This window comes from Psychrobacter sp. UBA3962, assembly GCF_002385225.1.
Taxonomy (GTDB): Bacteria; Pseudomonadota; Gammaproteobacteria; order Pseudomonadales; family Moraxellaceae; genus Psychrobacter.
Map to the genome: position 1 here is coordinate 23,411 of NZ_DGDC01000010.1, position 23,757 is coordinate 47,167.

Genomic DNA, 23,757 nt, shown 5'->3' on the forward strand with positions numbered 1-23,757 from the left:
AAAGTAATTCTCTGAAATTTTTCAAAATAAGATATTGGCTCTCCTTCGTTGCTGGGTGGCTACTCCCAAAGTAGTAGCTGACTGCCTATCTAAGCTGATACACGAGTTGGTTTTTGCCCTCTAAAATACAAACTATCTAATTATACCTATTGCTCACGCACTAACAGTACCTGCATAGATGCTGCTGTTTTGAGCTTTTTTGTACATCGAAGTCATAACCTAGAGGATAGCAATATGAGCCATTTACTCGACCAGTTCCGTTTTTTTAAACGCAAAAAAGCTGAGTTCGCCGACGGTCATGGTGAAGTGCGGGATGAGTCCCGTGGATGGGAAGACGGTTATCGTAACCGTTGGCAATATGACAAAGTGGTTCGCTCTACTCATGGCGTGAACTGTACTGGGTCATGTTCTTGGAAGATTTATGTGAAAAACGGCTTGGTTACTTGGGAGACCCAACAAACCGACTATCCACGTACCCGTCCAGATCTACCTAACCATGAGCCTCGTGGCTGTCCTCGTGGGGCAAGCTACAGCTGGTACATGTATTCTGCGAACCGTGTGAAATACCCTAAAGTTCGTAAGCCTTTATTAAAGCTATGGCGTGCGGCTAAAGCGCAGCATCCTGATCCAGTAGATGCTTGGGCAAGTATTGTTGAAGATCCCACCGAAACGGTTGAATACAAATCAAAGCGTGGTTTGGGCGGCTTTATTCGTTCTACCTGGGCTGAGGTCAATGAAATCATTGCAGCCAGTAACGTTTATACCGCTAAAACTTATGGTCCGGACCGTATTATTGGTTTCTCACCAATCCCTGCCATGTCAATGGTCAGCTATGCAGCAGGTAGCCGCTATTTATCGCTAATCGGTGGGGCCTGCTTGTCATTCTATGACTGGTATTGTGATTTACCTCCTGCTTCTCCTATGACTTGGGGTGAACAGACTGACGTGCCTGAATCCGCTGACTGGTATAACTCAGATTACATCATCGCCTGGGGTTCAAACGTTCCGCAAACTCGTACGCCTGATGCTCACTTCTTTACTGAAGTACGCTACAAAGGCACTAAAACAGTTTCTATTACCCCAGACTATGCTGAAATCTCAAAGCTAACTGACCTTTGGTTAAATCCAAAGCAAGGTACTGATGCCGCTGTGGCTCAAGCTTTCTGTCATGTCATTATCAAAGAGTTTTATCTAAAGCAGCCTAGCGATTATTTTATTGATTACGCTAAGCGTTATACCGACATGCCAATTTTAGTGATGTTGGAAGAAGATGAGAATGGTAGCCGCCGCCCGGGTCGTTATCTGCGTGCCTCAGACTTAGTGGATGATTTGGGTCAAGAAAACAACCCAGAGTGGAAAACCATTGGTCTTAATAACGACGGTGAGCTGGTATCACCGCTAGGCTCAATCGGTTATCGCTGGGGTGAGAAAGGTAAGTGGAACTTAGAGCAGAAGAATGGCTCAACTGGTAAAGATATTGACTTAACTTTAAGCCTAAAATCTGAGGCTGCTGAGCAAGAAGTCTGTGATGTGACTTTTGATTACTTCGGTCATACCGAACATCCTTATTTCACAGCTGTACCAGGGGAGGCGCTACAAGTTAAACGCATTCCTTGTAAAACCATTACTTTAGCAGATGGTAGTACGGCCAAAGTAGCTACTGTCTTTGATCTAACCGTAGCCAACTTAGGGGTTGACAATGGTCTAGGCGGTGAGCACGTTACTGATGATTATAACGATGCGACTGTACCAGGCACGCCAGCTTGGCAAGAAGTGATCACTGGTTTATCCCGTGAAAAAGTCATTCAAGTGGGCCGTGAATTTGCTGAAAACGCGCATAAAACTCACGGTAAATCGATGATTATCATCGGTGCGGGTATGAACCACTGGTATCACCTAGACATGAACTACCGCGGCGTGATTAACATGCTAATGCTGTGTGGTTGTATCGGTAAATCAGGGGGCGGCTGGGCACACTATGTGGGTCAGGAAAAGCTACGCCCACAGACCGGCTGGTTACCCTTAGCGTTTGCTCTTGACTGGCACCGTCCACCGCGTCATATGAATGGTACCAGCTTCTTCTATAACCATAGCTCACAGTGGCGTCATGAGACGGTATCTGCGCACGAAATATTATCACCTCGTGTTAATAAGAACTTCTTCCCAGAACACATGCTTGATTACAACATTCAAGCTGAGCGTGCCGGCTGGTTGCCCTCAGCACCACAGCTGAACCGCAACCCATTATCGATTGCAGCAGCAGCCAAAGCTCAAGGTAAAGAGATTGAAGAGTATGTGGTGGATTCACTACATGAAGGCAGCTTACGTTTTGCTTGTGAGTCCCCTGATAACCCACAAAACTTCCCTCGTAACATGTTTATCTGGCGCTCAAACTTACTGGGCTCATCAGGTAAAGGTCATGAGTACATGCTTGAGTACTTCTTAGGCACCAAAAACGGCTTAATGAGTGAAGAGAACTTGCCAGATGGTCTGCGTCCGAAAGAAGTGGACTATGTAGAAGAGGGTCCTAAAGGCAAACTTGATCTGGTAGTGACTCTAGACTTCCGCATGTCATCAACCTGTTTGTATTCTGACATCGTACTGCCAACTGCGACTTGGTATGAAAAAGATGATATGAACACTTCGGATATGCACCCGTTCATTCACCCCTTAACAGCTGCAACAGATCCAGCTTGGGAATCAAAAACGGACTGGGAAATCTATAAAGGCATCGCTAAGAGCTTCTCTGAAGTTTCTGTGGGTCATCTAGGTGTTGAGACTGACGTAGTCACATTGCCTATGCAACATGACAGCCCAGGCGAGTTGGCACAGCCATTTGGTGGAACTGACTGGAAAACAGCTGGCGAGCGCCCAGTACCGGGTAAAAACTGTCCAATGATTAAAGTTGTTGAGCGTGATTACCCCAATACTTATGCCAAGTTTACCTCACTAGGTCCAGCGCTTGAGAAACTGGGTAATGGCTCTAAAGGCTTGAACTGGGATATGACCAAAGCGGTCAAAGACTTAGGGGACCTAAACCACCGTGTGACTACGCCTGGTGTCTCTGAAGGCCGCCCACAGATTTTCACAGCGATTGATGCCTCAGAGACTATCTTAATGTTAGCCCCTGAAACCAATGGTGAAGTAGCGGTTAAAGGTTGGAAGGCATTAGAAGAGTTCACCGGCCGTGAACATGCTCATTTAGCAGCTTCTAGTGAGCACGAAAAAATTCGCTTTAGAGATATTGTGGCCCAACCACGTAAGATTATCTCAAGCCCAACCTGGTCAGGTCTTGAGTCTGAATCGGTGAGCTATAACGCTGGCTATACCAACGTGCATGAGCTGATTCCTTGGCGCACCATTACCGGTCGTCAGCAGTTTTATCAAGACCATCCTTGGATGCAAGCTTTTGGTGAGCAGATGCAACAGTATCGCCCACCTATTGATACCAAAACTACGGACATCATGAAAGATGCTAAGCCAAACGGTAATAAAGAGATTGTACTGAACTTTTTAACCCCGCACCAAAAATGGGGTATTCACAGTACTTACTCTGAAAACTTACTGATGTTAACCCTTAACCGTGGTGGTCCAGTGGTTTGGATCTCTGAAAATGATGCTAAGTCGGCGGGTATTGAAGATAACGACTGGATTGAAGTGTTCAACGTCAACGGTGCCATCACTGCCCGTGCAGTTGTGAGTCAACGCGTCAAAGACGGCATGACCATGATGTATCACGCTCAAGAAAAGCTGGTCAATATCCCAGGCTCTGAGCAAACCGGAACCCGTGGTGGTATCCATAACTCAGTGACCCGTACCATCTTAAAGCCAACCCATATGATTGGTAGCTATGCGCAGCAGTCTTATGGCTTTAACTACTATGGCACAGTGGGCTGTAACCGTGATGAATTCGTTGTGGTTCGTAAGATGTCTAAGATCGATTGGTTAGAGGATAAGCCAGATGATTCATTGCCACAGCCATTACCCACTACTTTGGAAGGTTAAGACAACCTTAAACACTTTAATTTGGAGCACACAACCATGAAAATCAGATCACAAGTAGGCATGGTGCTTAACCTCGATAAATGTATCGGTTGTCACACCTGCTCAGTTACCTGTAAGAACGTTTGGACCAGCCGTGAAGGCATGGAGTACGCGTGGTTTAACAACGTAGAATCCAAGCCTGGCATTGGTTATCCCAAAGAGTGGGAAAACCAGGATAAATGGAAAGGCGGTTGGATTCGTAATGCCAATGGCACAATTAACCCTCGTATCGGTGGTAAATTCAGAGTGTTAGCGAATATTTTCGCTAACCCTGACTTGCCAGAGATTGATGATTACTACGAGCCATTTGACTTTGATTATCAGCATCTACATACCGCACCAATTAGTAACCACCAACCGATTGCGCGTCCTCGCTCAGCGATTACTGGCAAACGTATGCAAAAAATCGAATGGGGTCCTAACTGGGAAGAAATCCTAGGGTCAGAGTTTGAAAAGCGTCGCCGTGATAAAAACTTTGACAACGTACAAGCTGATATCTATGGCGAGTACGAAAACACCTTCATGATGTATTTGCCACGTCTGTGCGAACACTGCTTGAACCCAACTTGTGTGGCTTCTTGCCCAAGTGGGGCTATTTATAAGCGTGAAGAAGACGGTATTGTTCTAATTGACCAAGACAAATGCCGCGGCTGGCGTATGTGTATCTCAGGCTGCCCTTATAAGAAGATTTACTATAACTGGAAATCGGGTAAATCTGAAAAATGTATCTTCTGTTATCCGCGTATTGAAGCTGGCATGCCAACGGTTTGTTCTGAGACTTGTGTGGGCCGTATTCGCTACCTTGGTGTGCTTTTATATGATGCCGACAAGATTGCTGAGGCAGCTTCTACGCCAAACGAGCAAGACTTATACCAAGCGCAATTGGATGTCTTCTTAGACCCAAATGACCCAGAAGTGATTGCGCAAGCCTTAAAAGATGGCGTACCTCAGTCTGTCATCGACGCGGCACAAAAATCTCCAGTTTATAAGCTGGCGATGGATTGGAAACTAGCACTGCCGCTACATCCAGAATACCGCACCTTACCAATGGTTTGGTATGTACCGCCTTTATCGCCCATCCAAAACGCAGCAGAAGCGGGCAAGGTAGGTATGGACGGTCTAATTCCAGATGTGGACAGCTTACGTATTCCTCTACGTTATTTGGCCAACATGCTAACTGCTGGTGATGAAGAGCCAGTACGTATGGCGTTAAAACGTCTACTGGCTATGCGTAGCTACAAGCGTATGCAATTGGTTGAGAAGCAAGAAGTACAAAGTATCTTAGACGATGTGGGCCTAACCAAACTACAAGTCGAAGAAATGTACCGCTACTTAGCCATCGCTAACTATGAGGACCGCTTTGTGATTCCAACCGCACACCGCGAGGAAGCAATGAGTGATGCGTTTGCTGAACGTAATGGTTGTGGATTCACCTTCGGTGAAGGCTGCTCAGGTAGTAATGACGTCAGCATGTTTGGTCAGAAAAAAGCCACTCGTCGTGACTTCATTGACACTGTTCAAAAGTGGGAGGTGTAGGGTGACAACGCTAACTCAACAAGTAAAGCCGCAAGCAGCAGATATGCCAGTTATTGGCAACTCAGATATGAAGATTTTAAAAGTATTGAGCTTGCTGATTGACTATCCTACCAACGAGCTATTTGAAGGCGAAACTTTAACAGTCTGCAAACAGATAGTTAGTAGCTCCCCTCTAATGAGTCCTGAGGTACGTCAACAAATTATCGATTTAATCGATGACATGGTTGAGATTGGTAGCTTAGAAGCTCAAGCTCGTTATGATGGTCTGTTTGAGCGTGGCCGTTCTTTATCACTGTGGCTTTTTGAGCATGTCCATGGCGAGTCTCGTGACCGAGGTCAGGCCATGGTGGATTTGATGGGCCAATATGAAGAAGCGGGTTTTGAAATTGGGCTAAAAGAGCTGCCTGACTATCTGCCTATGTATTTAGAATTTTTAGCGTATCAAGCCGCAGAGACTGGCGATGAAATTCAAGTTCGTATGGACATCGCTGATGTTAGTCACATTATCGCGTTACTTGCTGCAAGACTTAAAGATAGAGACAGTCTTTATGAAGGCTGCTTCAATGCCTTGCTGCAGATAGCGGGTAAGCCACTGGCTGTAGTTGAAGAACTGCAACAGCAGGTAAAAAAAGAGCAGCGTGATGATACCAAAGAGGCTTTAGACGAAGAGTGGGAAGAGGAGGTCGTAGACTTCTTAGGGGCACAGCAAGAAGAGCGTTGCCCTTCAAGCACTCAGCAGCTTGCCAAAGAAATTGCTATCGATAGATCAGTGATACCCCCGAAACAAGTCGATGCCCCTGTGCATTGGGTAGATTTCGATAAGTCGAAATCGGTTAAACAGTCTTAAGGAGAGAGGATATGAATATTGCAGATCCTAGTGTACAGTCTTTAGCCAATCTAAGTTGGATACAAATATTTCTATTTGGTATATACCCGTATATCGCTTTAGTGGTAGCCATTGTTGGCACCTGGGCACGTTTCGACCTATCACAATATTCTTGGAAGGCTCATTCTTCACAGATGCTACGTAAGAAAAATATGCGCCTGGCAAGCAACCTATTTCACGTCGGTATTATCGTCGTACTATTAGGTCACTTCTTTGGGATGTTAACCCCGCATTTTATTTATGAGCCATTCATTAGTGCCGGCAATAAACAGATACTAGCGGTTGTGGTAGGGGGTATTGCTGGGGTGGTATGTTGGGTAGGTATGGTGATGCTAATGTGGCGCCGCTTTACCGATGACCGCATATCAAACACCTCATCTTTTAGTGATAAGTTAGTATTGGTGTTGCTATTTATTCAGCTTAATTTAGGTCTTATTTCCATTTTTACTTCTATGAAGCATCTGGATGGTTTAACCATGATGAACCTTGCCGGCTGGGCACAGGACATTACGGTGTTAAGACCTTGGCAGGCAGCAGCCCGTATTGAACAAGCTGATTTAATTTATCAGTTGCATATGGCACTGGGCATTACTTTGATTATGATCTTCCCGTTCACACGTTTGATTCATATTATCAGTGCCCCAGTGTGGTATTTGGGACGTCGCTATCAGATTGTTAGACAAAAACAATCGCAATAGAAAGTCTCACAAAAGTGATACAAGCAAGATTGGTGGGGTAGGTTTATAAGATTCATTTTATATGAATGTTATGATAAAATAGCTTCCCTTGTAGCTATGGCTGCAATTTTCTATCCCATCAATCATGATTGCTGCAATTCATTATTGATAAGCAATCACTAAGGAAGTAAAAAATGGCATCCCCACAAACATTAGCTGTTGTTAAACAAACGGTTCCCGTCCTTGAAACATACGGTACTCAAATTACAACGGTGTTTTATCAAAACATGTTTGCTGAACACCCTGAGTTGTTGAATATTTTTAACGAAACCAACCAAAAACTAGGGCGACAGCAAAGTGCTTTAGCAACCACTGTTTTAGCTGCTGCAAAGCACTTATAGCAATTAGAAGTGTTGCTACCGCAAGTAATGCAAATTGGCCATAAGCACCGTGCCTTACAAATTAAACCTGAGCATTATCCTATTGTTGGTAAACATTTATTGGGCGCTATCAAAGAGGTTCTTGGAGAGGGGGCAACAGATGAAGTGATTAATGCATGGGCTGAAGCCTATGATGAGATTGCTTCAGTGTTTATCAAAGTTGAAGAAAATATGTACAAAGAGGCCATGTGGTCAGGCTTTATACCCTTTAAAGTGGTAAAAAAAGAGATCACAGGTTCTGATATTGCAGCTTTTACGGTACAACCTGAAGACAATAGTTTTGATGTCAGTCGCTTGGCATTAACAGCAGGTCAATACATTACCGTTAAGACAGATCCTGAGGATAGCGATCATATCGCTTTAAGACACTACTCTCTATGTTCGGTCGATACCAATGAAGGCATTCAATTTGCGGTACGCCGTGATAACAAAAATGCCCATCGTGGCCTGGTATCTAACCATTTACACGACAATGTAGAGGTGGGAGATAGCCTGTTACTATCAGCGCCTGCTGGTGATTTTGAGCTAAATAAATCATTAATTGAACAAAATGATATCCCCTTAGTGCTAATCAGTGCGGGTGTCGGGGTAACCCCAGTATTGTCTATGCTTGAGGCACAAGTGAGAGCCAACCCACAGCGTCCTATTATCTGGGCGTATGCTTGTCAAAACCAAGACTACCATGCCTTTAGTGGACGTGTGGACAAACTGTTGCAGCAAGCAGAAAAAGTTCAGAGCCATATTTTCTACTTTGAAGAGGGCCAGTTATTAAACGAAGAGTGGTTAAAAACTCTACCTAATCCAGCGGATGTCTATGTCTGTGGCTCTATGGCCTTTATGGACAGCATGATTGATGGATTAATGGCCTTGGAGCACAGTGGTGATAATATCCATTATGAGCCCTTTGGTCCAAAAATGAGCCTAAGTGTGGGCTAAACTAATTAAATAAAACCAAGCTGTTCATCTGTAGCAGCACCTCTATAAAGCCAGGTTGGCTTTATAGGGGATCACGACTTAACGGAGTATCACATGACGGCAATGACCTATGATCCTAGACAAGCAGCCGAAGATAATATTCGTATTATGCCGACCTCAGATGATCTAAAAAAACCTCATTCTGACCAAGAGTTTATTGAAAAAGCTTTGCGCGAGGAGCGTAGCAACCACAAAAATTTGATAGCCTCGAGCCGTGAAGAATTGCCTAGTATTTATATTAATGGGGTAATGATTGATAAAACAGCCATTGCTCAAGAACTACAGTATCATCCAGCGCCGACTAAAGAGGATGCTTTGTTTTCAGCTGCCCAAGCTCTTGTAGTTCGTGAATTACTAAAGCTTGCGGTACTTGAAGATGAAGACTTGGGTCAAGCTGCTTGGGAGGCTAATGAAGAACAAGCCATCTCTGATTTGATTGAAAAGAATGTGGTTGCGACAACGCCAGATAGTGATACGTGTGAGCGCTATTATGAGCAAAACAAAGCCGATTATAAAACAGCACCTATCATGTCAGTGCGTCATATTTTATTGGCCAGTTTGCCTGAAGATGGTGAAGAGCGTTTGCTACTAAAAAAACAAGCTTACGAGCTCATTGATCAAATTAAAAATAGCCAAAATGCTGATGCAGAATTTATTGAACTTGCCCGTAAATACTCTGCTTGTCCCTCAAAAGAGCAGGGGGGAGAGCTGGGCATACTAACTCAAGGTCAAACGGTTCCTGAGTTTGAGTCTGTGGTGTTTGCTATGGACCAGGGATTAGCTCCAAGTCCAGTGGAGACCCGTTATGGTTTTCATATCGTAGACGTGTTGGATAAGCAGCCAGGTGTTCAGTTGGACTACTTGCAAGCTAAGCCCGCCATAGCTAATAAATTAGCACAACAAGCCTTTCATCATGGTCTATGTGATTATTTATATACTTTGGCAGACAATGCTGAAATTGAAGGTATTGAAATGGAGCTTGCTCAAGAAAATATCTTTAGAGGTTAGCCACCAAAGAGCTGCTAATGGCCTTTAATTGCCAAAAGCACCTTTGGATTCATTCTCACGTTATCACTAGATGAATAAGGATGTATTATGAAACGTGCCGATCGACTTCAGCCCTTATCCCGGGAGCATCACCAAGGATTGGTTATCTCTCGCCATGCCAAAGAATGCGCCAATGATGTTGAAGAAATAGCCAAACATTGGACAGCTTTGACGGACTATATTAATAATAATATGACCAACCACTTCAAAGTGGAAGATGACTTAATGCTGACTAAGCTAGAGTCTCATCGAGACAGCCATCCTAAAGTGGCCGAAGTTATCGAAAAAATAGCTGAACAGCATAATAAGTTGTACCAACTTATCAATTCGCAAAGCCTTAGTGCTGCCCAAGTACAAGAGCTGGGCAGTACTCTGTATGATCATATTCGATTTGAAGAACGTGAGCTGTTTCCACTGGTACAACAGCTATTATCTGAGCAAGAACTAAAGGCTATTTATGAAGCCAGCTCTAAAAACGTTAAGCGTGAAGAAGAAGGCCGATAGGCCACATATACGACAGGAAGTTGCTAACTCAATTTTTAATTATAATACTAAGGAAATAATATGAGCCCTATTGTCATTCCCAGTCACTGGAGAGTAAAACGTTCTACGCCGTTTTTTACTAAAGATAACGTGCCGCCTGCGTTATTGACCCATCACAATACCGCCGAAGGTATTTATGGGCAAGTTTGTGTGATGCAGGGGACAGTTGTTTTTTATGGTTTTGCTGATGAAGCTGCCACTGAGCCTGAAAAAAAGATTGTGATCAATGCTGGCGAGTTTGCGGTCAGCCCACCTCAGTATTGGCACCGTGTCGAATTGAGTGATGACGCTCAGTTCAATATTAACTTTTGGTCTGAAAAAGATCATGAAGGCAGTAAGCTCATGCAGCAGTCTAAAGTCCACAATCAACCTATTGATTTGTTAGATGACTCTGATCAATAAGACTCTGATTAATAAGACTCTAATCAACAAACCTCTGATTAAGGAAGGGCTTATCAATAAGGCAAGCAAAATGTTAAAGCAAGCATTTGCTTAAGTAAGTCACATTTTATATGCTTGGTTCACTAAACTACTTTGTTTGATGCTATTTTTTATAGCACTCATTTTAGATAAACCAATAGGACTTACCGATGACAACAAAGATTTTTCATAACCCAAAATGTAGCACGTCACGCAATGCATTGGCACTGATACAAGCGTCAGGTGAAACGCCAGAAGTGGTAGAGTATTTAAAAACGCCACTGAGTCGTGAATATTTGGTTGAGTTGTTAGATAAGATGCAAATGTCGCCACGTGAGCTGATGCGTAGTAAAGAAGCAGTATTTACGGAATTGGGATTAGATAACCCTGAAGTCAGCGATGATCAGCTTATTGATGCCATGGTAGCCAATCCGATTCTAATCAATCGTCCGATTGTGGTGACGGACAAAGGGGCGGTCTTGTGTCGACCTTTAGAGCGGATATTTGAAGTGTTGGCCAATCCAGTAGATGAGTTTACTAAGGAAAATGGCGAGGTTATTATTAACCCTAACGCTTAATCCAAAGCACTGTTGGACCCAGTCCATATAACCCTAAAAATAAATGCAAAGCCTTTAGTAAAATTGCTAAGGGCTTTTTTTATACGTCGATACAAATAATTGAATAAAAGTAAAATAAACCGCTTGTTAGCCAAAATAATTAGGTCTATAATATATGTAAATGGTAAGCATTCTCATTTAAAGCTAACCTCTAATAATAGCAAAGTCTCTTACAGGTAAAAGAATGAATCAAGCCGTATTAGTCTCTCATGAGGCAAACTCTGAAATACCAGACCAGGCCTTAAAACAACAGGCCATCTCTTTACTTGAGCTCTCAAAAAATCAGCCTGCCGTGATCGAGACCATCATAGAAAACCCTCGCTTTGCTAATCTTGATAACACAGTGACCCAGCGTCTTAAAGATTTAGGGTTCTTGCCAAATACCGTGGTCCGGGTGGTGGCTAAAGGGTTGTTTGGTAAACCGCCCTATGCGGTGCAATTAGCGTCCGGAGTACAGTTCAGTCTTAGAGCAGATGAGCTGAAGAAGATTAGCTGTCGAGCGTTGTAGTCCTTTCTAATTACTGTCTGATTTCTTATTCTAAACTCTAAATAAGGGGTTTCTCTTCAATGCCCAATTCTACCCCTGCTGCTACTAAGCCTGCTCTTGATTCTTCTGCTAGCCTAACTTTAGCTTTGGTAGGCGCTCCTAACTGTGGTAAGACGGCTTTATTTAATTTATTAACAGGGTCAAAAGCCAAAGTTGCTAACTACTCAGGGGTTACCGTAGATAAGCGCTCAGCTAGCTTTATCGGTAATGATACAGTTAGAATTTTGGACTTACCCGGCACTTATGGTTTGGCAACTACCAGTCCCGATGAAGAGGTAACTCGAAAAGTCTTAATGGGCGAGATGCCTAATGAGCCAATACCTGATGGAATAATTGTCGTTGCCGATGCCACCAACTTACGTATGTCATTAAGGATGGTCCTAGAGTTAAAAAGTCTGGGACTACCAATGATGGTTGCTTTAAATTTAAGCGATGTGGCTCTCAGCCGTGGTATGGAAGTGGATGAGCAAGCTTTATCACAAGAGCTGGGAGTTCCTGTGGTAAAAACCATCGCTATTAAACGCGGGGCGAATCAGCAGTTGTTAGACTTAGTTGCTGAGTTTGCTGTGACGCATGATGGTCAGTCGCGTTCAGTGCGTTTTGCTCAAGCGGCAACTGATTCTCAGCATTTATATCAACAAGCCGATGAGATGATCAGTCGTACTGTCTCTATTCCACACAGCTTACCTAGATGGCATGAGCGTCTGGATTATTGGGCTCTGCATCCTATTGTTGGGGTGATTTTATTATTTTTAATCCTATTTGTGATCTTCCAAGCGGTTTACGCTTGGGCCACGCCAATGATGGAGGTTATAGAAGCTTTAGTGGGCAGTATAGGGGCAGTAGCCGCCAATTTACTTCCTGAAGGCATATTAAGAAGCTTAATTGTAGACGGTATCATTGCTGGGGTAGGCAGCGTGGTGGTTTTTGTGCCCCAGATTGCATTACTATTTCTATTCTTATTAATACTTGAAGATTCAGGCTATCTGCCTCGGGCTGCTTTTTTATTAGATAACCTACTGTCCAAAGTAGGACTCTCGGGTCGCTCTTTTATCCCATTATTATCAGGCTTTGCTTGCGCTGTTCCTGCAATCATGTCGACCCGAACCATTCCCAATCCTAGAGAGCGAATGGTGGCGATATCGGTATTACCAATGCTGACTTGCTCGGCACGACTACCTATTTATGCGTTAATCATTGCGGCGGTGGTGCCCCAAAGATCAGTAATGGGGGTGTTCAATTTACAAGGAATGACTTTGTTCTTCCTCTACACCGCTGGGATTGCATCAGCCGCCTTAATTTCTTGGATAATGACTCGCTTTCGGCAGGGTAGTTTGCAACAGGTTAGCTTTCCATTATTGATGGAGCTACCGACTTATCGTATGCCTAATATCAAGCACATTGTCACAGAGCTTTGGAGTAAAGTGCGGGCGTTCTTGGTTCAAGCAGGGACAGTAATCTTTGCCTTAACTGTGGTGCTGTGGTTTTTAGTCAGCTTTCCAGCGCCACCAGTAAATGCAGTAGGTCCGGCGATTGATTACAGTTTTGCGGGTATGCTAGGCTCGGTTATCGAACCTATATTTCGACCGATAGGGTTTACCTGGCAAATGTGCATTGCCTTGATACCAGGCTTGGCCGCACGTGAGGTGGTGGTTGCTGCTTTAGGGACAGTTTATGCGGTGGGCGGTGCGAGTGAGGAGATGGCCAATCAGACACTTATTCCTATTATTCATGCCCAATGGGGATTGGCGACAGCTTTGTCTTTTTTAGTATTTTATATTTATGCCCCTATGTGTTTGGCTACTTTGGCGGTCATTCGTCGGGAAACGAAGTCAATGAAGCAGACAGTTTTAATCACCACTTATCTGTTTTTATTGGCGTATGTCATGGCTTGGATTACCTATCGGGTGAGTGGCTCTATTTTTGGTTTTAATGCATAGATTATTTAAGGAGTAAGTTATGAGTCATTTTGTCGAATATAGCGTCGTGTTTTTTATCATTGCCTTAGCGGTATATTATACGTGGACTAGGGTGCTGTTTAAAAAATCAAAAAGCTGCTCATCTGGCTGCGGAAAGTGCGGGTCATAGTACGTTGCTTTTAGATTTATATCTGCTAAGGTTCTGGTCAAATTAGGGTCTAATTGTTAGACTCTCCTTCCGTTTATTTCTAGTCTCAAAGTCTATGTTAAAGCTCATCTAAGCTAAATGATACTGCGAATAATTGAAAAAATAATAATAGTAAAAATAAGGAAATCCTATGGTAACTCAAACGCTGGGCCACTTAAAATTACAAGCGCTTAAAAACGATCCCCTCATTGCTCAGCTGAGCCAAGCGCAGCCTGTATTTTGGCAAAGTGATAAATTGGCGCCTTTTGCTGAAGCGATTGAGGATGTGGGGCTTACTTTGGCTGACGTTGAGCAAGCTGAGGCTCGACTACAACGTTTTGCTCCGTATTTGGCCCAAGTATTTCCTGAGACGGCAGCCACAGATGGTATTATTGAAAGCCAGTTTTATCGTACTGAAAAGCTACAACAGGCTATGGGTCTAACAAAAGGCGAGCTGTATATCAAAGCGGATAATGAGTTGCCTATTTCCGGTTCAATCAAGGCACGGGGCGGCATTTATGAAGTGTTGCAGTATGCTGAGAAGTTGGCCCTTGAGCATGGTCTAATTCAAAAGGATGAAGATTATAGCCAGTTTCATTCTGATAAATTTAGAACCTTCTTTTCCAGATACAAGGTTGCGGTGGGCTCAACCGGTAATTTAGGTTTATCTATCGGGATTATGTCAGCCAAGCTGGGCTTTAAGGCGCAAGTGCACATGTCTGCTGATGCCAAGCAGTGGAAAAAAGATAAGTTACGTGCCAGTGGGGTCGAGGTCTTCGAATATGAAGGCGATTATGGCGAGGCGGTAGAAAAAGGCCGCAAGCTTAGTGAAGCGGATCCTTATGGCTACTTCGTCGATGATGAGAACTCAAAGCATTTATTTGTCGGCTATGCTGTCGCTGGCCTACGTTTAAAGCAACAATTTGAGCAGGCAGGTATTCGCATTAGTGCCGAGCGTCCGTTATATGTGTATCTGCCTTGCGGGGTTGGCGGTGGTCCTGGCGGCGTGGCGTTTGGTCTAAAACTGGCCTTTGGTGATAACGTGCATTGTGTCTTTGCTGAGCCTGTACAATCACCTTGTATGCTACTTGGCATCTACAGTGGATTACAGGATGAGATTAGCGTACAAGATATTGGCCTTAGTAATCACACCATTGCTGATGGCCTTGCAGTAGGGCGGGCTTCTGGCTTCGTTGGTAAAGCTATGCAGCGCTCTTTAATGGCTTTTTATACTGTAGAAGATGAGCAACTGTATCAGTTATTGCGCCAGGTGCATGAGTTAGAGGGATTAAAGTTAGAGCCTTCGGCTTGTGCGGGTATTGCTGGCGTGCCTTATTTTGCAGAAGTAGAGAATGCGCTACATCTGGGATGGGCTACTGGCGGTAACATGATGCCTGATGAAGTATTTGCAGAGTTGTTGGCGCAGTAGTGGCACGAGGGCTCTTTAATTTTAAACAGTCATTTTTAACTTTAAGATAGAGGTATTATGAGCGATAAGTTTGTAACCTTGTACTCTTTTCGCCGCTGCCCTTATGCGATGAGGGCACGGCTTGGCCTGTTGTTTGCTGGCGTGAAAGTTGAGCTACGTGAGGTGGTATTAAAAAACAAGCCTCCACAAATGCTGGCAATAAGTCCTAAAGGTACAGTGCCTGTGTTGCAGCTAACGGACGGGACTGCCATTGATGAAAGCCGTGACATTATGCTGTGGGCACTTGAGCAAAAGGACCTTCAAAACTTGCTTGATAAGACAGTACGGGCGGAAGCTGATGCCTTAATTGACCAAAATGACAATGAGTTTAAATACTGGCTTGATCGCTATAAATATGCCGATCGTCATTTAGAGATGGCCCAAGAAGAATACCGTCAGCGAGGAGAGGTATTTTTACAACAGTTAGAGAAGCAGCTTGAAAAGCAAGCTTATTTACTGGGTGATAAAGTGACTGTGGCTGATATTGGCATTATGCCTTTTGTGCGCCAGTTTGCGCATGTCGATCGTAAGGTTTTCTATAATCTACCTTACCCTAATTTACAGCGCTGGTTGCAAGATTGGCTTCAGCATCCACTGTTTTTGCAAGCAATGACTAAATTTAAGCCTTGGGAAGAGGGGGATGAATTGGTAGTCTTTGGGGATTAAAAAAGAAGAAGCTTCCCTTTTTATCTAATTTGGTATTAAAGGCCGCAATATTTTTATCGCGGCCTTTTTGTAATAAAGTGGGCTGTCTAATTTCCTAACTAGTAGACTTGTATCTAGTAAATCTGTTACATAATAAAATGGGCCGGGAAGCGAGTTGTTGTTTCAGCTGGCTGCGTATAGAGCTTATCGCCAAGATCAGCCAGAAATTGTTTCGAAGTCTCTGATAAGTTTGATAAAGGATTTCCTCTAACATCCAGAAGCTTTAAGGCCTTTAAGTTAGTAATACTGTTAGGCAGATCATTTAGATTATTTGCATAAAGACCAAGAAGTTTTAATTGAGTTAAGTTACCAATACTTTCCGGTAAAATTGTGAGAACAGAAGCTCGAATTTCTAAAAACTTAAGATTGGTTAGCTTTCCGATACTATCAGGCAAGGCTTTTAATTTCTTATTAGCAGCAAGCTGAAAAACTTCTAAATTCGTTAGATTGCCAATAGATTGTGGCAAATACTCAATTTGGGAGCCTCTCATATCAAAAGTAGTTAGGGAAGATAAATTACCGAATTCACCAGGAAGCGTCTCTAAGTTTTTGCATAAAATATTCAGTGATTTAAGGCTTTTCAGTCTACATAATGCTTTTGGGAACTGTTTAAAAGAGCATCTTAAGCAAACCAAAGTTTCTAAATTATCTAATTCAGCTATCTCTTCTGGTAACTCATTAAAGCCAATAATTCGTAAAGATTTTAAGTTTTTTAAATTACCGATAGCGGCTGGTAAGGGTTTAGTAGACTCTCGTATGATTTCACCGACTACTTCATTATTTTCTATGATGCCTTTAATTGATTTGCCATAGGACAAGTCGAGGCTTTCAAGTTCAAGTAATTGTTTCGGATCATAGGGGATAGGGTTATTGGAAATATCATGGTTATCCACCCAATCCCAAATCTCCAACATCCACTCTTCAAACAAAGGGTGATTGCAATATTCAGCGTACTTAGTATTTATAGGCATAAAAAATCTCCTATTGCTCTGTCTGTGCCAAAAAGAAACGACACAGTCACCTTACAGAGCAAAAGGAGTTGTGCGTTTTACCAGTCTTTATTTTTCATCGCGCTGGAAGTAGCCATAAACCCACGATGTTTTTTTATCATAGCAACTTGTTTATAATTTGTCAAAAATAAAATAAGATGAATTTCATTCATTGTTATAAAGGTGAAACTAAAAAAGCCCCAATACGAACATTGGGGCTTTTGGTGATAGCTATAAATACTTTAGAGCTATCAAAGTTTCTATTAATCTAAAAATAAAGGGCTAAAAGTTACAGCATCTCTTTACGTAACTGAGCTGGAGATTTCGGTGATAACAAACCTGGCGCCACATCAAACACTGTTTTAGCCCCAGTTTCACCGGCTTGATTCATTTTATAAACCGCACGAGCATAGGCCACGAGAACGCTAGAGGTGAACTCAGGGTTACTGCCCAGCTTTAACGAAAATTCTATGCTTTGATTATTCTTCTGGTCATCACTACCACTCACGCCACTGCGAATGACAAAACCGCCATGAGGCATTTTTTGATGCTCACGATCAAAGGTTTGTTGGTCAATAAAGTTGACTGTGGTGTCATAGTCAGCGAAATAATCAGGCATGGTCACAATGGCATTACGTACCGTCTCTTCATCGGCCCCTTCTTCTAAGACCACATAACATTCGCGGGTATGCTTCTCACGGGTGCTGAGCGTAGGCTGCTCACCACTGCGAACTCGTGCCATGGCAGACTCTGAAGGCAGCGTATATTGAACACCTGACTTAACCCCATCAACACGGCGTACCGCATCTGAATGACCTTGACTTAAGCCTTTACCCCAGAAGGTATACGTTTCACCAACGGGTAAAATGGCTTCACCATATAAGCGGTTGATAGAGAATAAACCGGGATCCCAGCCCACAGAAAGTAGGGCCACTTTGCCGGCTTGCTTAGCAGGAGCATCTAACGATTCAAAATACTCAGGGATTTTGGCATGAGTATCAAAGCTATCGACAATGTTAAATAAAGCCGCCAGCTTTGGGCCTTGCTCAGGCAAATCAGACTTGGAGCCGCCACACAAGATCAGCACATCTATCTCATCTTTGTATTGCTCAATATCATCCATGGCGTACACAGGCACGCTATTGTCAATCAGAGTAACCGAGGCAGGATCACGGCGACTGAATACACCGACTAACTGCATGTCTGGGCATTGATTGATAGCGGCTTCAGCACCGCGACCTAGGTTACCATAACCGGCGATGGCAACTTTGATTACTGGTTGTGTCATTATAATTCGCCTTTTAAGTAATACATTTTATTTAATAAGTGGTGCGGTAAATTGCACTAAAATTCATTAGTAATTTAAACCTGTTCGATTATATCAGAGGCGGAGTTAATCGAACCAGTTGTAAAATACTTAGGTACAACTGCTAAAGTTAATAGATACAAAGAATAAAGAGCCATACATACACAACTTATATTTTTGTCTCATAAAAGAAAATTTCAGAAGTTAAAACCATAGTTAAGCTTGTTTAATAATTAACCCTACAGGTACAATGGGATTATTCATTAACAGCGGAGGTAAGGTATGGATACAATGTTAAAAAGCCCAATCACTGATAAATGTGCGTGGAAAGGTCAAGATATCGCCGATAAAGAGGATTGGATTATAAAGTTAGACCCGCATTTAATATCTGTTTTAGATAACGCCCTTAAAACCCTTCAAGCTAAAAATCTACAAGCCCCCAATTTTGAAAAAAGTGATGTCCCTATTGAGGATGCTGCCTTTTTGACACTGGTAAACGAAGTGTCGGAGGAATTAGAAAACGGCTATGGCTTTATTGTGATTAGAGGACTTGATGTCTCTATTTACAACGAACAAGATTTAATCGATATTTTTTATATCCTAGGTCTGTATTTAGGTGTCCCTGTTATTCAAGACAAAGGAGGCCAATTATTAGGTTTGGTAGAGAATGTTGGTGATGTCAATGATAAACAGACTCGAGTTTATCAAACCAATGAGAACCTACCTTTTCATGCCGACTTATCAGATGTTGTGGGACTGCTTTGTGTTCGTAAAGCGATGACCGGTGGTGAGAGTAGTCTGGTTAGTTTCTCTGCAGTATATAACACTATTTTGGAAGAATATCCTGAATACCTAGGCTACTATTATCATCCCGCCTATTTAAATCATTTAGGTAAAGAGGGGCCTGGGTTAACACCAATGTTTAGCTACTGGGATGGGAAGCTGGCTTGTCGCTATCTAAGAAAATACATTGAAACTGGGCATGAGTTAATGAATGTTCCTATGTCTCGTGTCCAGATAGAGGCTTTAGATGTCTTTGATGAAATAAGTCATCGTCCGGAGTATAGACTAGATATGATGCTTGAACCTGGGGATATTCAGCTATGTAATAATTACGTGGTTATGCATTCCAGACAATCTTTTGAGGACTATCCTGAGGCCGATAAGCGCCGGAAGCTAGTAAGATTGTGGCTAAAAATGGCAAATGCTAGGGAGCTTGCCCCTGATTTTCCAGGTAAGAATGGATACACCTTATAGTTATTTATAGAAATACTAGCTAACTAAAAGTATAAATTTTCGAAATCAAGGATGTTTTTATGAAACCCGTCTATCTAGCTTTAACTCTATCTATTGCCGCTTTAATGGGGTGTAGTAATGCAAGTAATACAACTTCAGCTAGCTCTAATAGCAGCGATAAGTCAGATCAGGCGGGTGCTATTGAAGCAAAAAAATATGAACCGTGCGTGATACCAGAAGTAGAAGGTTATCAGCAAGTGGGCTGTTTACGAGATGGGCTAGCCGGTGTTGTGAGCCGCAATGACGCAGATCCTTATACAATGACCAATAGAGTGGGCTATGTCGACCAACAGGGTAAGTTAGTTATTCCCTTTGAATATGATGGGATTATGGAAGGTGAAGGCGGTGAAGGAATTACCTTTAATAACTTCTCTGAAGGGTTGGCTGCTGTAGTCAAAAATGAAAAATATGGCTTTATTGATACTGAGGGCAAAGTGGTCATACCTTTAGATTATGACTGGGTTAGCGACTTTTCAGAAGGTCTGGCTGTGGTGCGTATTAATGAGCGTTATGGTGCGATTGATAAGACCGGTAAAGTAGTTATTCCTGTTAAATATGGCTCATTAGGTGATTTTAATGAGGGTTTTGCTTTTGCTGCATATCCCTCACAAGACATGGATTATAAATACGGTCTTATTGATAAAAACAATAAGGAAGTGATCCCATTTATGTATCAGCAGATGGGTAACTTCAGTGAGGGCTTAGTAGCGGTCCAAAAAGAGGGTAAGTGGGGCTATGTTAATGAAGAGAACAAGCCGATTATTGCAATAGACCTGGATTATGAACAAGTTAATGACTTTGCAGATGGGTTAGCTGCTGTCTTTGACTTTGAGCAAAATAGCGATAATATGAAGTATGGCTATATTGATAAAACTGGCAAGCTCGTCATTCCTATGAGTTTTACCCGAGTATATTGGGACGATAGTGAAGGAAAAATCGACTTTAAAAATGGCTATGCACTGGTAAATGACAGTGAAGGTAATGAGTTTTGTATTGATACCAAAGGCAAAAAAGCTGAGTGTCCAGCCGGTATCGATAGTTCTCATAAGTACTTTAATGATGATTCGGTTGAAGATGAAATCAACCAAAAATTACAAAATCAAAGTCAGAGCAGCTCTGCAGGTAGCGCTAGGTTTGCTGCAATTACAGACTATTTAGTATTAAAGCCGGGTCAAAAGTGGACTTGGGAACAATTGACTGCTTTGCCAAATGTACAGGGATGGCAAAACAAAACTCCTGAAAAAAATAAATATATGCCTAGTGATCCCAATTATTCCATTAATGCAGATTTATCTGAAACCGGCTATATGATCGCTTATGGGACCAAGCAGCAGCCAAAGCTTGTTACTCTCGGTTCAGGTCAAGGAATTATGGAAGATGAAGAGCTTAGGGGTGTCCATGATATTACCGACTTTTTTAATTCTAAGAACTTGATACGTATTCCATCTAATTGTGATGTGGATGATGTTCTTGAGCAGAAGTTCTATAAATGGCAGAAAGAGGGCGCTAAGCCACTTTATGTATATAAAGCTGTTATGGCAGGCAACTCCGGAACTACTGCACAATATGGTATTGCAGAAAGTTTAGATGAGTTTTTTAAACCTCAGTATGAATATACAGAATTAGAGCTTCATAGTGTTGATAATGATTATAATCATGTGGTTTGTACTTTTGATGAGTAGTTATGGAAACGAGAAAGGTGCCTGACCTCTTAAGTTTTCAGCACACCTATTTGCTGCGAATTATGCTGAGGAAGGTAGAAAGATAATATGTGCTGATAATTACATCATATTCGCCTGCTTAATGAGTGATGTTTAATAAAAGAAGGTGTGCTATCAAATAGGAAAGTACGCATAGAGTAGGTGATATGAATAAAAGCTAAAGATTAGACGTTACTAACATCTTAAGCTTATTAGAATCATGCTCTTCAGCCTCTGAGATTCTGTAATAGTGCTGGATTAATGGTGCGTAATCGATTGCTTTTGTCAGGTGACCATACTAAATCATTATGCTCTATAGCGACTTGGTAAGCCCATCGGACTATAGTTTCAGAGCGTAGAATATTACTTATAAAGCCTAAAGATTTTCCTTCATTATTCATTAATTTACCGTAATCTTGGTTTCTAATTAACCAAGAGTCATAAAAGCGCTCTTCAGCAAGATAGTCGCGTTTACTGTTATTGCAACTATGGTCTGCTAATACAAAGTTATGTAGGGTATCAATTTGGTATTTTGACCAAGGAATAAAATGGTCAACTTCCGGGGTGCCCTTGATCTGGTTATGGCAGTAGAAACAATATCCGTGCTGTATATCACTTAGTAATGGAACTAGCATATTTAAGCTCTGCCTTGATTGGTTAAACAAGAAGTAATATAGATCCAGATCCTCATTAAAATATTCTTGATTATGACGATTTTTACGTACGAATTCAGACCAGTACTGTTGGCATAGCTTGTTAATAATTTTACTGAATTTGGCTAAGCAGTAGGCAATACCAGGATTCAATTTAATCTCTTTCGATTTACTATCGTAGTGATACAAGAACTCTCTATGACTTTTATTCTCAGCACTTTGCAAATGCTTGGCTGGGTACGTCTTAATTGTACGAGCTATTTCCTTAAGAGTAGATTCCCATTTATACGTATTAAGGATACGGGCAGTATTAAGTTTTATCGTTTTAGCCTCTTTTTGTAGATCTAAAATGCAATTAATAACTTTAATCTGCCCTATAGTATTGCTTTGTCTTAAAATTGAATCAGGGTCTTGTTTTGAAAAGGGTAGAGCGTGTGTCCAATATAGATGTATAAACTGCTCAGCTATCTGTAGGTAGGACACAGAGTAGGTGCTATTGTCATCAATACCAGACTCAATTGCGAGGTTTGACAATGATATTAGTAGAGCAAACTTATAAGTTGATGTGTAAGAGCTAGATTCTAGAAGCCATTGAATATTATTTAAGAATCCAATCTGAAAGTCTGCTGTGGGTCTATATAAATTATTACGCATACAATTCTTGTCCACTCAAAACAAGGGTTATACGATCAAAAAGATATTTTTAACTTGTCGGAATTCAGATAGCATGAATATAGGTTATGTGAGCTAGTAGTTTAGTTCTTAATATCAGATGATATCTAATTAAGGTACTTAGGTCATATCTAATCAGCTTAAATAAGTTGGCTCATTTACCTCGTTTTATTAACAAAACATTAAACCATTCAACTTCCCGCCCACCTTGTTGATCAGCACTAATCCAAGTCTTATAGTCTAAATAGGAATTAAAATTAATCAACTGCAGAGCCTCAACAAAACGTTCTTTATTCATATCGCAAAAGAAGCGGTCTCCCTCCCATCTTCCACTATCACCATGCTTAAATGAAGCGTACATAGTACCACCTGATACCAGTGTGTCCATTAAGTCTTCTAAAGTATTTGGTAATTCATTAAATGGCAGATGCAATAAAGAAGCGCAGGCCCAAATCCCGATGAACTGATTCTGCCAACCCTGATGTTTAATATCTTTAAACTTTAGATGTCGCCAATTGATATTGCTTGCTGCATAGTACGCCTGATTTCTTTTAATAAGCTCTGAGCTGCCATCAATAGCAGTCACATTCGCTCCAAGGCTATTGGAAAACCAAAAGCTATCTCGACCAGAACCGCACCCGACATCCAAGATATGCTGTGGTATCTTTATATCGGTAGGTAATTGACTAACAAAGGCATCGTATAAGGCATGCAGATCTATCTGTCTGGTTTGCTTTATATAAGCGTCGGCATGTTGATTATAAAAGCTTAATGTCGGGTTGTCTGTCATGTATATTCATCTTTCAAAATGTACTCTCATCTTACTTGGTTAGTTGTCATGTTTGAATAGGTTCTTGTTTAAATAAACCATACAGCACGTAATGTTTGGAGTAATTTTGGCGTAAATATTTGTCTGAACTACGGCATTTTTGAACGAAATAAGTATATTAAGCACATCTTACAAGGTCATACAAAAAGCTCAGGCATTAAAAAACCCCCGTAAACACTGAGTTTCGGGGGCTGAATCTTGGTAGGCGTAACTAGATTCGAACTAGCGACCTCTACCATGTCAAGGTAGCGCTCTAACCAACTGAGCTATACGCCTATTGAGGTGATGTATTTTAGCAAGT

21 protein-coding genes and 1 tRNA gene are annotated in these 23,757 nt (G+C 42.0%); 17 read left to right on the plus strand and 5 right to left on the minus strand.

What is annotated here, in order from left to right; genetic code table 11:
- Nucleotides 1–234 precede the first annotated feature (234 nt).
- The 15 genes from B3S92_RS02220 to B3S92_RS02285 all read left to right on the plus strand — a co-directional run bounded on the left by B3S92_RS02220 (nucleotide 235) and on the right by B3S92_RS02285 (nucleotide 15,972).
- Entirely contained in the window at nucleotides 235–4,005 is a 3,771-nt protein-coding gene (locus tag B3S92_RS02220; protein WP_296202268.1) for a nitrate reductase subunit alpha, read from the plus strand.
- A gap of 36 nt (nucleotides 4,006–4,041) precedes the next feature.
- Entirely contained in the window at nucleotides 4,042–5,580 is a 1,539-nt protein-coding gene (narH, locus tag B3S92_RS02225) for a nitrate reductase subunit beta (protein WP_296202270.1), read from the plus strand.
- Between the two features lie 43 nt (nucleotides 5,581–5,623).
- Entirely contained in the window at nucleotides 5,624–6,427 is an 804-nt protein-coding gene (gene narJ, locus B3S92_RS02230; RefSeq protein WP_296202626.1) for a nitrate reductase molybdenum cofactor assembly chaperone, read from the plus strand.
- 11 nt (nucleotides 6,428–6,438) lie between these two features.
- Entirely contained in the window at nucleotides 6,439–7,164 is a 726-nt protein-coding gene (gene narI, locus B3S92_RS02235) for a respiratory nitrate reductase subunit gamma (RefSeq protein ID WP_296202272.1), read from the plus strand.
- Nucleotides 7,165–7,337: 173 nt separating this feature from the next.
- Nucleotides 7,338–7,544, plus strand: coding sequence for a globin domain-containing protein (locus tag B3S92_RS02240; protein WP_296202273.1), 207 nt, complete (start codon nucleotides 7,338–7,340; stop codon nucleotides 7,542–7,544).
- A 9-nt stretch (nucleotides 7,545–7,553) separates the two neighbouring features.
- Nucleotides 7,554–8,519 carry an FAD-binding oxidoreductase gene (locus B3S92_RS02245; protein WP_296202275.1) on the plus strand — a complete coding sequence of 322 codons (966 nt, stop codon included), beginning with the start codon at nucleotides 7,554–7,556 and terminating at the stop codon, nucleotides 8,517–8,519.
- Between the two features lie 93 nt (nucleotides 8,520–8,612).
- A complete protein-coding gene (locus tag B3S92_RS02250; protein ID WP_296202278.1) occupies nucleotides 8,613–9,566 on the plus strand; it encodes a peptidylprolyl isomerase in 954 nt (317 codons plus the stop codon).
- An 87-nt stretch (nucleotides 9,567–9,653) separates the two neighbouring features.
- Nucleotides 9,654–10,109 carry a hemerythrin domain-containing protein gene (locus B3S92_RS02255; RefSeq protein WP_296202282.1) on the plus strand — a complete coding sequence of 152 codons (456 nt, stop codon included), beginning with the start codon at nucleotides 9,654–9,656 and terminating at the stop codon, nucleotides 10,107–10,109.
- A 60-nt stretch (nucleotides 10,110–10,169) separates the two neighbouring features.
- Nucleotides 10,170–10,550, plus strand: a complete 381-nt coding sequence (locus B3S92_RS02260) for a DUF1971 domain-containing protein (RefSeq protein ID WP_296202284.1) — start codon at nucleotides 10,170–10,172, stop codon at nucleotides 10,548–10,550.
- A gap of 188 nt (nucleotides 10,551–10,738) precedes the next feature.
- Nucleotides 10,739–11,146 carry an arsenate reductase (glutaredoxin) gene (gene arsC / locus B3S92_RS02265; RefSeq protein ID WP_296202285.1) on the plus strand — a complete coding sequence of 136 codons (408 nt, stop codon included), beginning with the start codon at nucleotides 10,739–10,741 and terminating at the stop codon, nucleotides 11,144–11,146.
- A gap of 223 nt (nucleotides 11,147–11,369) precedes the next feature.
- Nucleotides 11,370–11,693: a FeoA family protein gene (locus B3S92_RS02270; protein ID WP_296202289.1), complete on the plus strand. Its 324-nt coding sequence runs from the start codon at nucleotides 11,370–11,372 to the stop codon at nucleotides 11,691–11,693.
- 59 nt (nucleotides 11,694–11,752) lie between these two features.
- Entirely contained in the window at nucleotides 11,753–13,672 is a 1,920-nt protein-coding gene (gene feoB / locus B3S92_RS02275) for a ferrous iron transporter B (protein ID WP_296202292.1), read from the plus strand.
- Nucleotides 13,673–13,691: 19 nt separating this feature from the next.
- Nucleotides 13,692–13,820: a FeoB-associated Cys-rich membrane protein gene (locus B3S92_RS12135; protein WP_414706978.1), complete on the plus strand. Its 129-nt coding sequence runs from the start codon at nucleotides 13,692–13,694 to the stop codon at nucleotides 13,818–13,820.
- A gap of 169 nt (nucleotides 13,821–13,989) precedes the next feature.
- Nucleotides 13,990–15,267 (plus strand): D-serine ammonia-lyase, encoded by a 1,278-nt coding sequence (locus tag B3S92_RS02280; protein WP_296202294.1) that lies wholly within the window; start codon nucleotides 13,990–13,992, stop codon nucleotides 15,265–15,267.
- Between the two features lie 57 nt (nucleotides 15,268–15,324).
- A complete protein-coding gene (locus tag B3S92_RS02285) occupies nucleotides 15,325–15,972 on the plus strand; it encodes a glutathione S-transferase (RefSeq protein ID WP_296202297.1) in 648 nt (215 codons plus the stop codon).
- A 125-nt stretch (nucleotides 15,973–16,097) separates the two neighbouring features.
- Here the strand turns inward: B3S92_RS02285 and B3S92_RS02290 are convergent, their stop codons facing one another.
- Together B3S92_RS02290 and B3S92_RS02295 are read right to left on the minus strand one after the other, a co-directional pair.
- Complete coding sequence (locus tag B3S92_RS02290) at nucleotides 16,098–16,982, minus strand: leucine-rich repeat domain-containing protein (protein WP_296202300.1); 885 nt, start codon at nucleotides 16,980–16,982, stop codon at nucleotides 16,098–16,100.
- A 307-nt stretch (nucleotides 16,983–17,289) separates the two neighbouring features.
- The gene (locus B3S92_RS02295; protein ID WP_296202302.1) at nucleotides 17,290–18,288 is read right to left on the minus strand and encodes a diaminopimelate dehydrogenase; all 999 of its coding nucleotides are present in this window, start codon (nucleotides 18,286–18,288) and stop codon (nucleotides 17,290–17,292) included.
- A 300-nt stretch (nucleotides 18,289–18,588) separates the two neighbouring features.
- On the opposite strand from B3S92_RS02295, the gene B3S92_RS02300 reads away from it, so the two are divergent.
- Nucleotides 18,589–19,563 carry a TauD/TfdA family dioxygenase gene (locus tag B3S92_RS02300; protein ID WP_296202305.1) on the plus strand — a complete coding sequence of 325 codons (975 nt, stop codon included), beginning with the start codon at nucleotides 18,589–18,591 and terminating at the stop codon, nucleotides 19,561–19,563.
- A gap of 59 nt (nucleotides 19,564–19,622) precedes the next feature.
- On the plus strand, nucleotides 19,623–21,284 hold the full coding sequence (locus B3S92_RS02305; RefSeq protein WP_296202308.1) for a WG repeat-containing protein: 1,662 nt from the start codon (nucleotides 19,623–19,625) through the stop codon (nucleotides 21,282–21,284).
- A gap of 245 nt (nucleotides 21,285–21,529) precedes the next feature.
- Here B3S92_RS02305 and B3S92_RS02310 read toward each other — a convergent pair whose 3' ends face one another.
- From B3S92_RS02310 to B3S92_RS02320, 3 genes are all read right to left on the minus strand, one after another.
- Nucleotides 21,530–22,609: an HNH endonuclease gene (locus tag B3S92_RS02310; protein WP_296202311.1), complete on the minus strand. Its 1,080-nt coding sequence runs from the start codon at nucleotides 22,607–22,609 to the stop codon at nucleotides 21,530–21,532.
- Nucleotides 22,610–22,781: 172 nt separating this feature from the next.
- Nucleotides 22,782–23,417 carry a class I SAM-dependent methyltransferase gene (locus tag B3S92_RS02315; RefSeq protein ID WP_296202314.1) on the minus strand — a complete coding sequence of 212 codons (636 nt, stop codon included), beginning with the start codon at nucleotides 23,415–23,417 and terminating at the stop codon, nucleotides 22,782–22,784.
- Between the two features lie 238 nt (nucleotides 23,418–23,655).
- Nucleotides 23,656–23,732 (minus strand) — tRNA-Val (locus B3S92_RS02320).
- Nucleotides 23,733–23,757 lie beyond the last annotated feature (25 nt).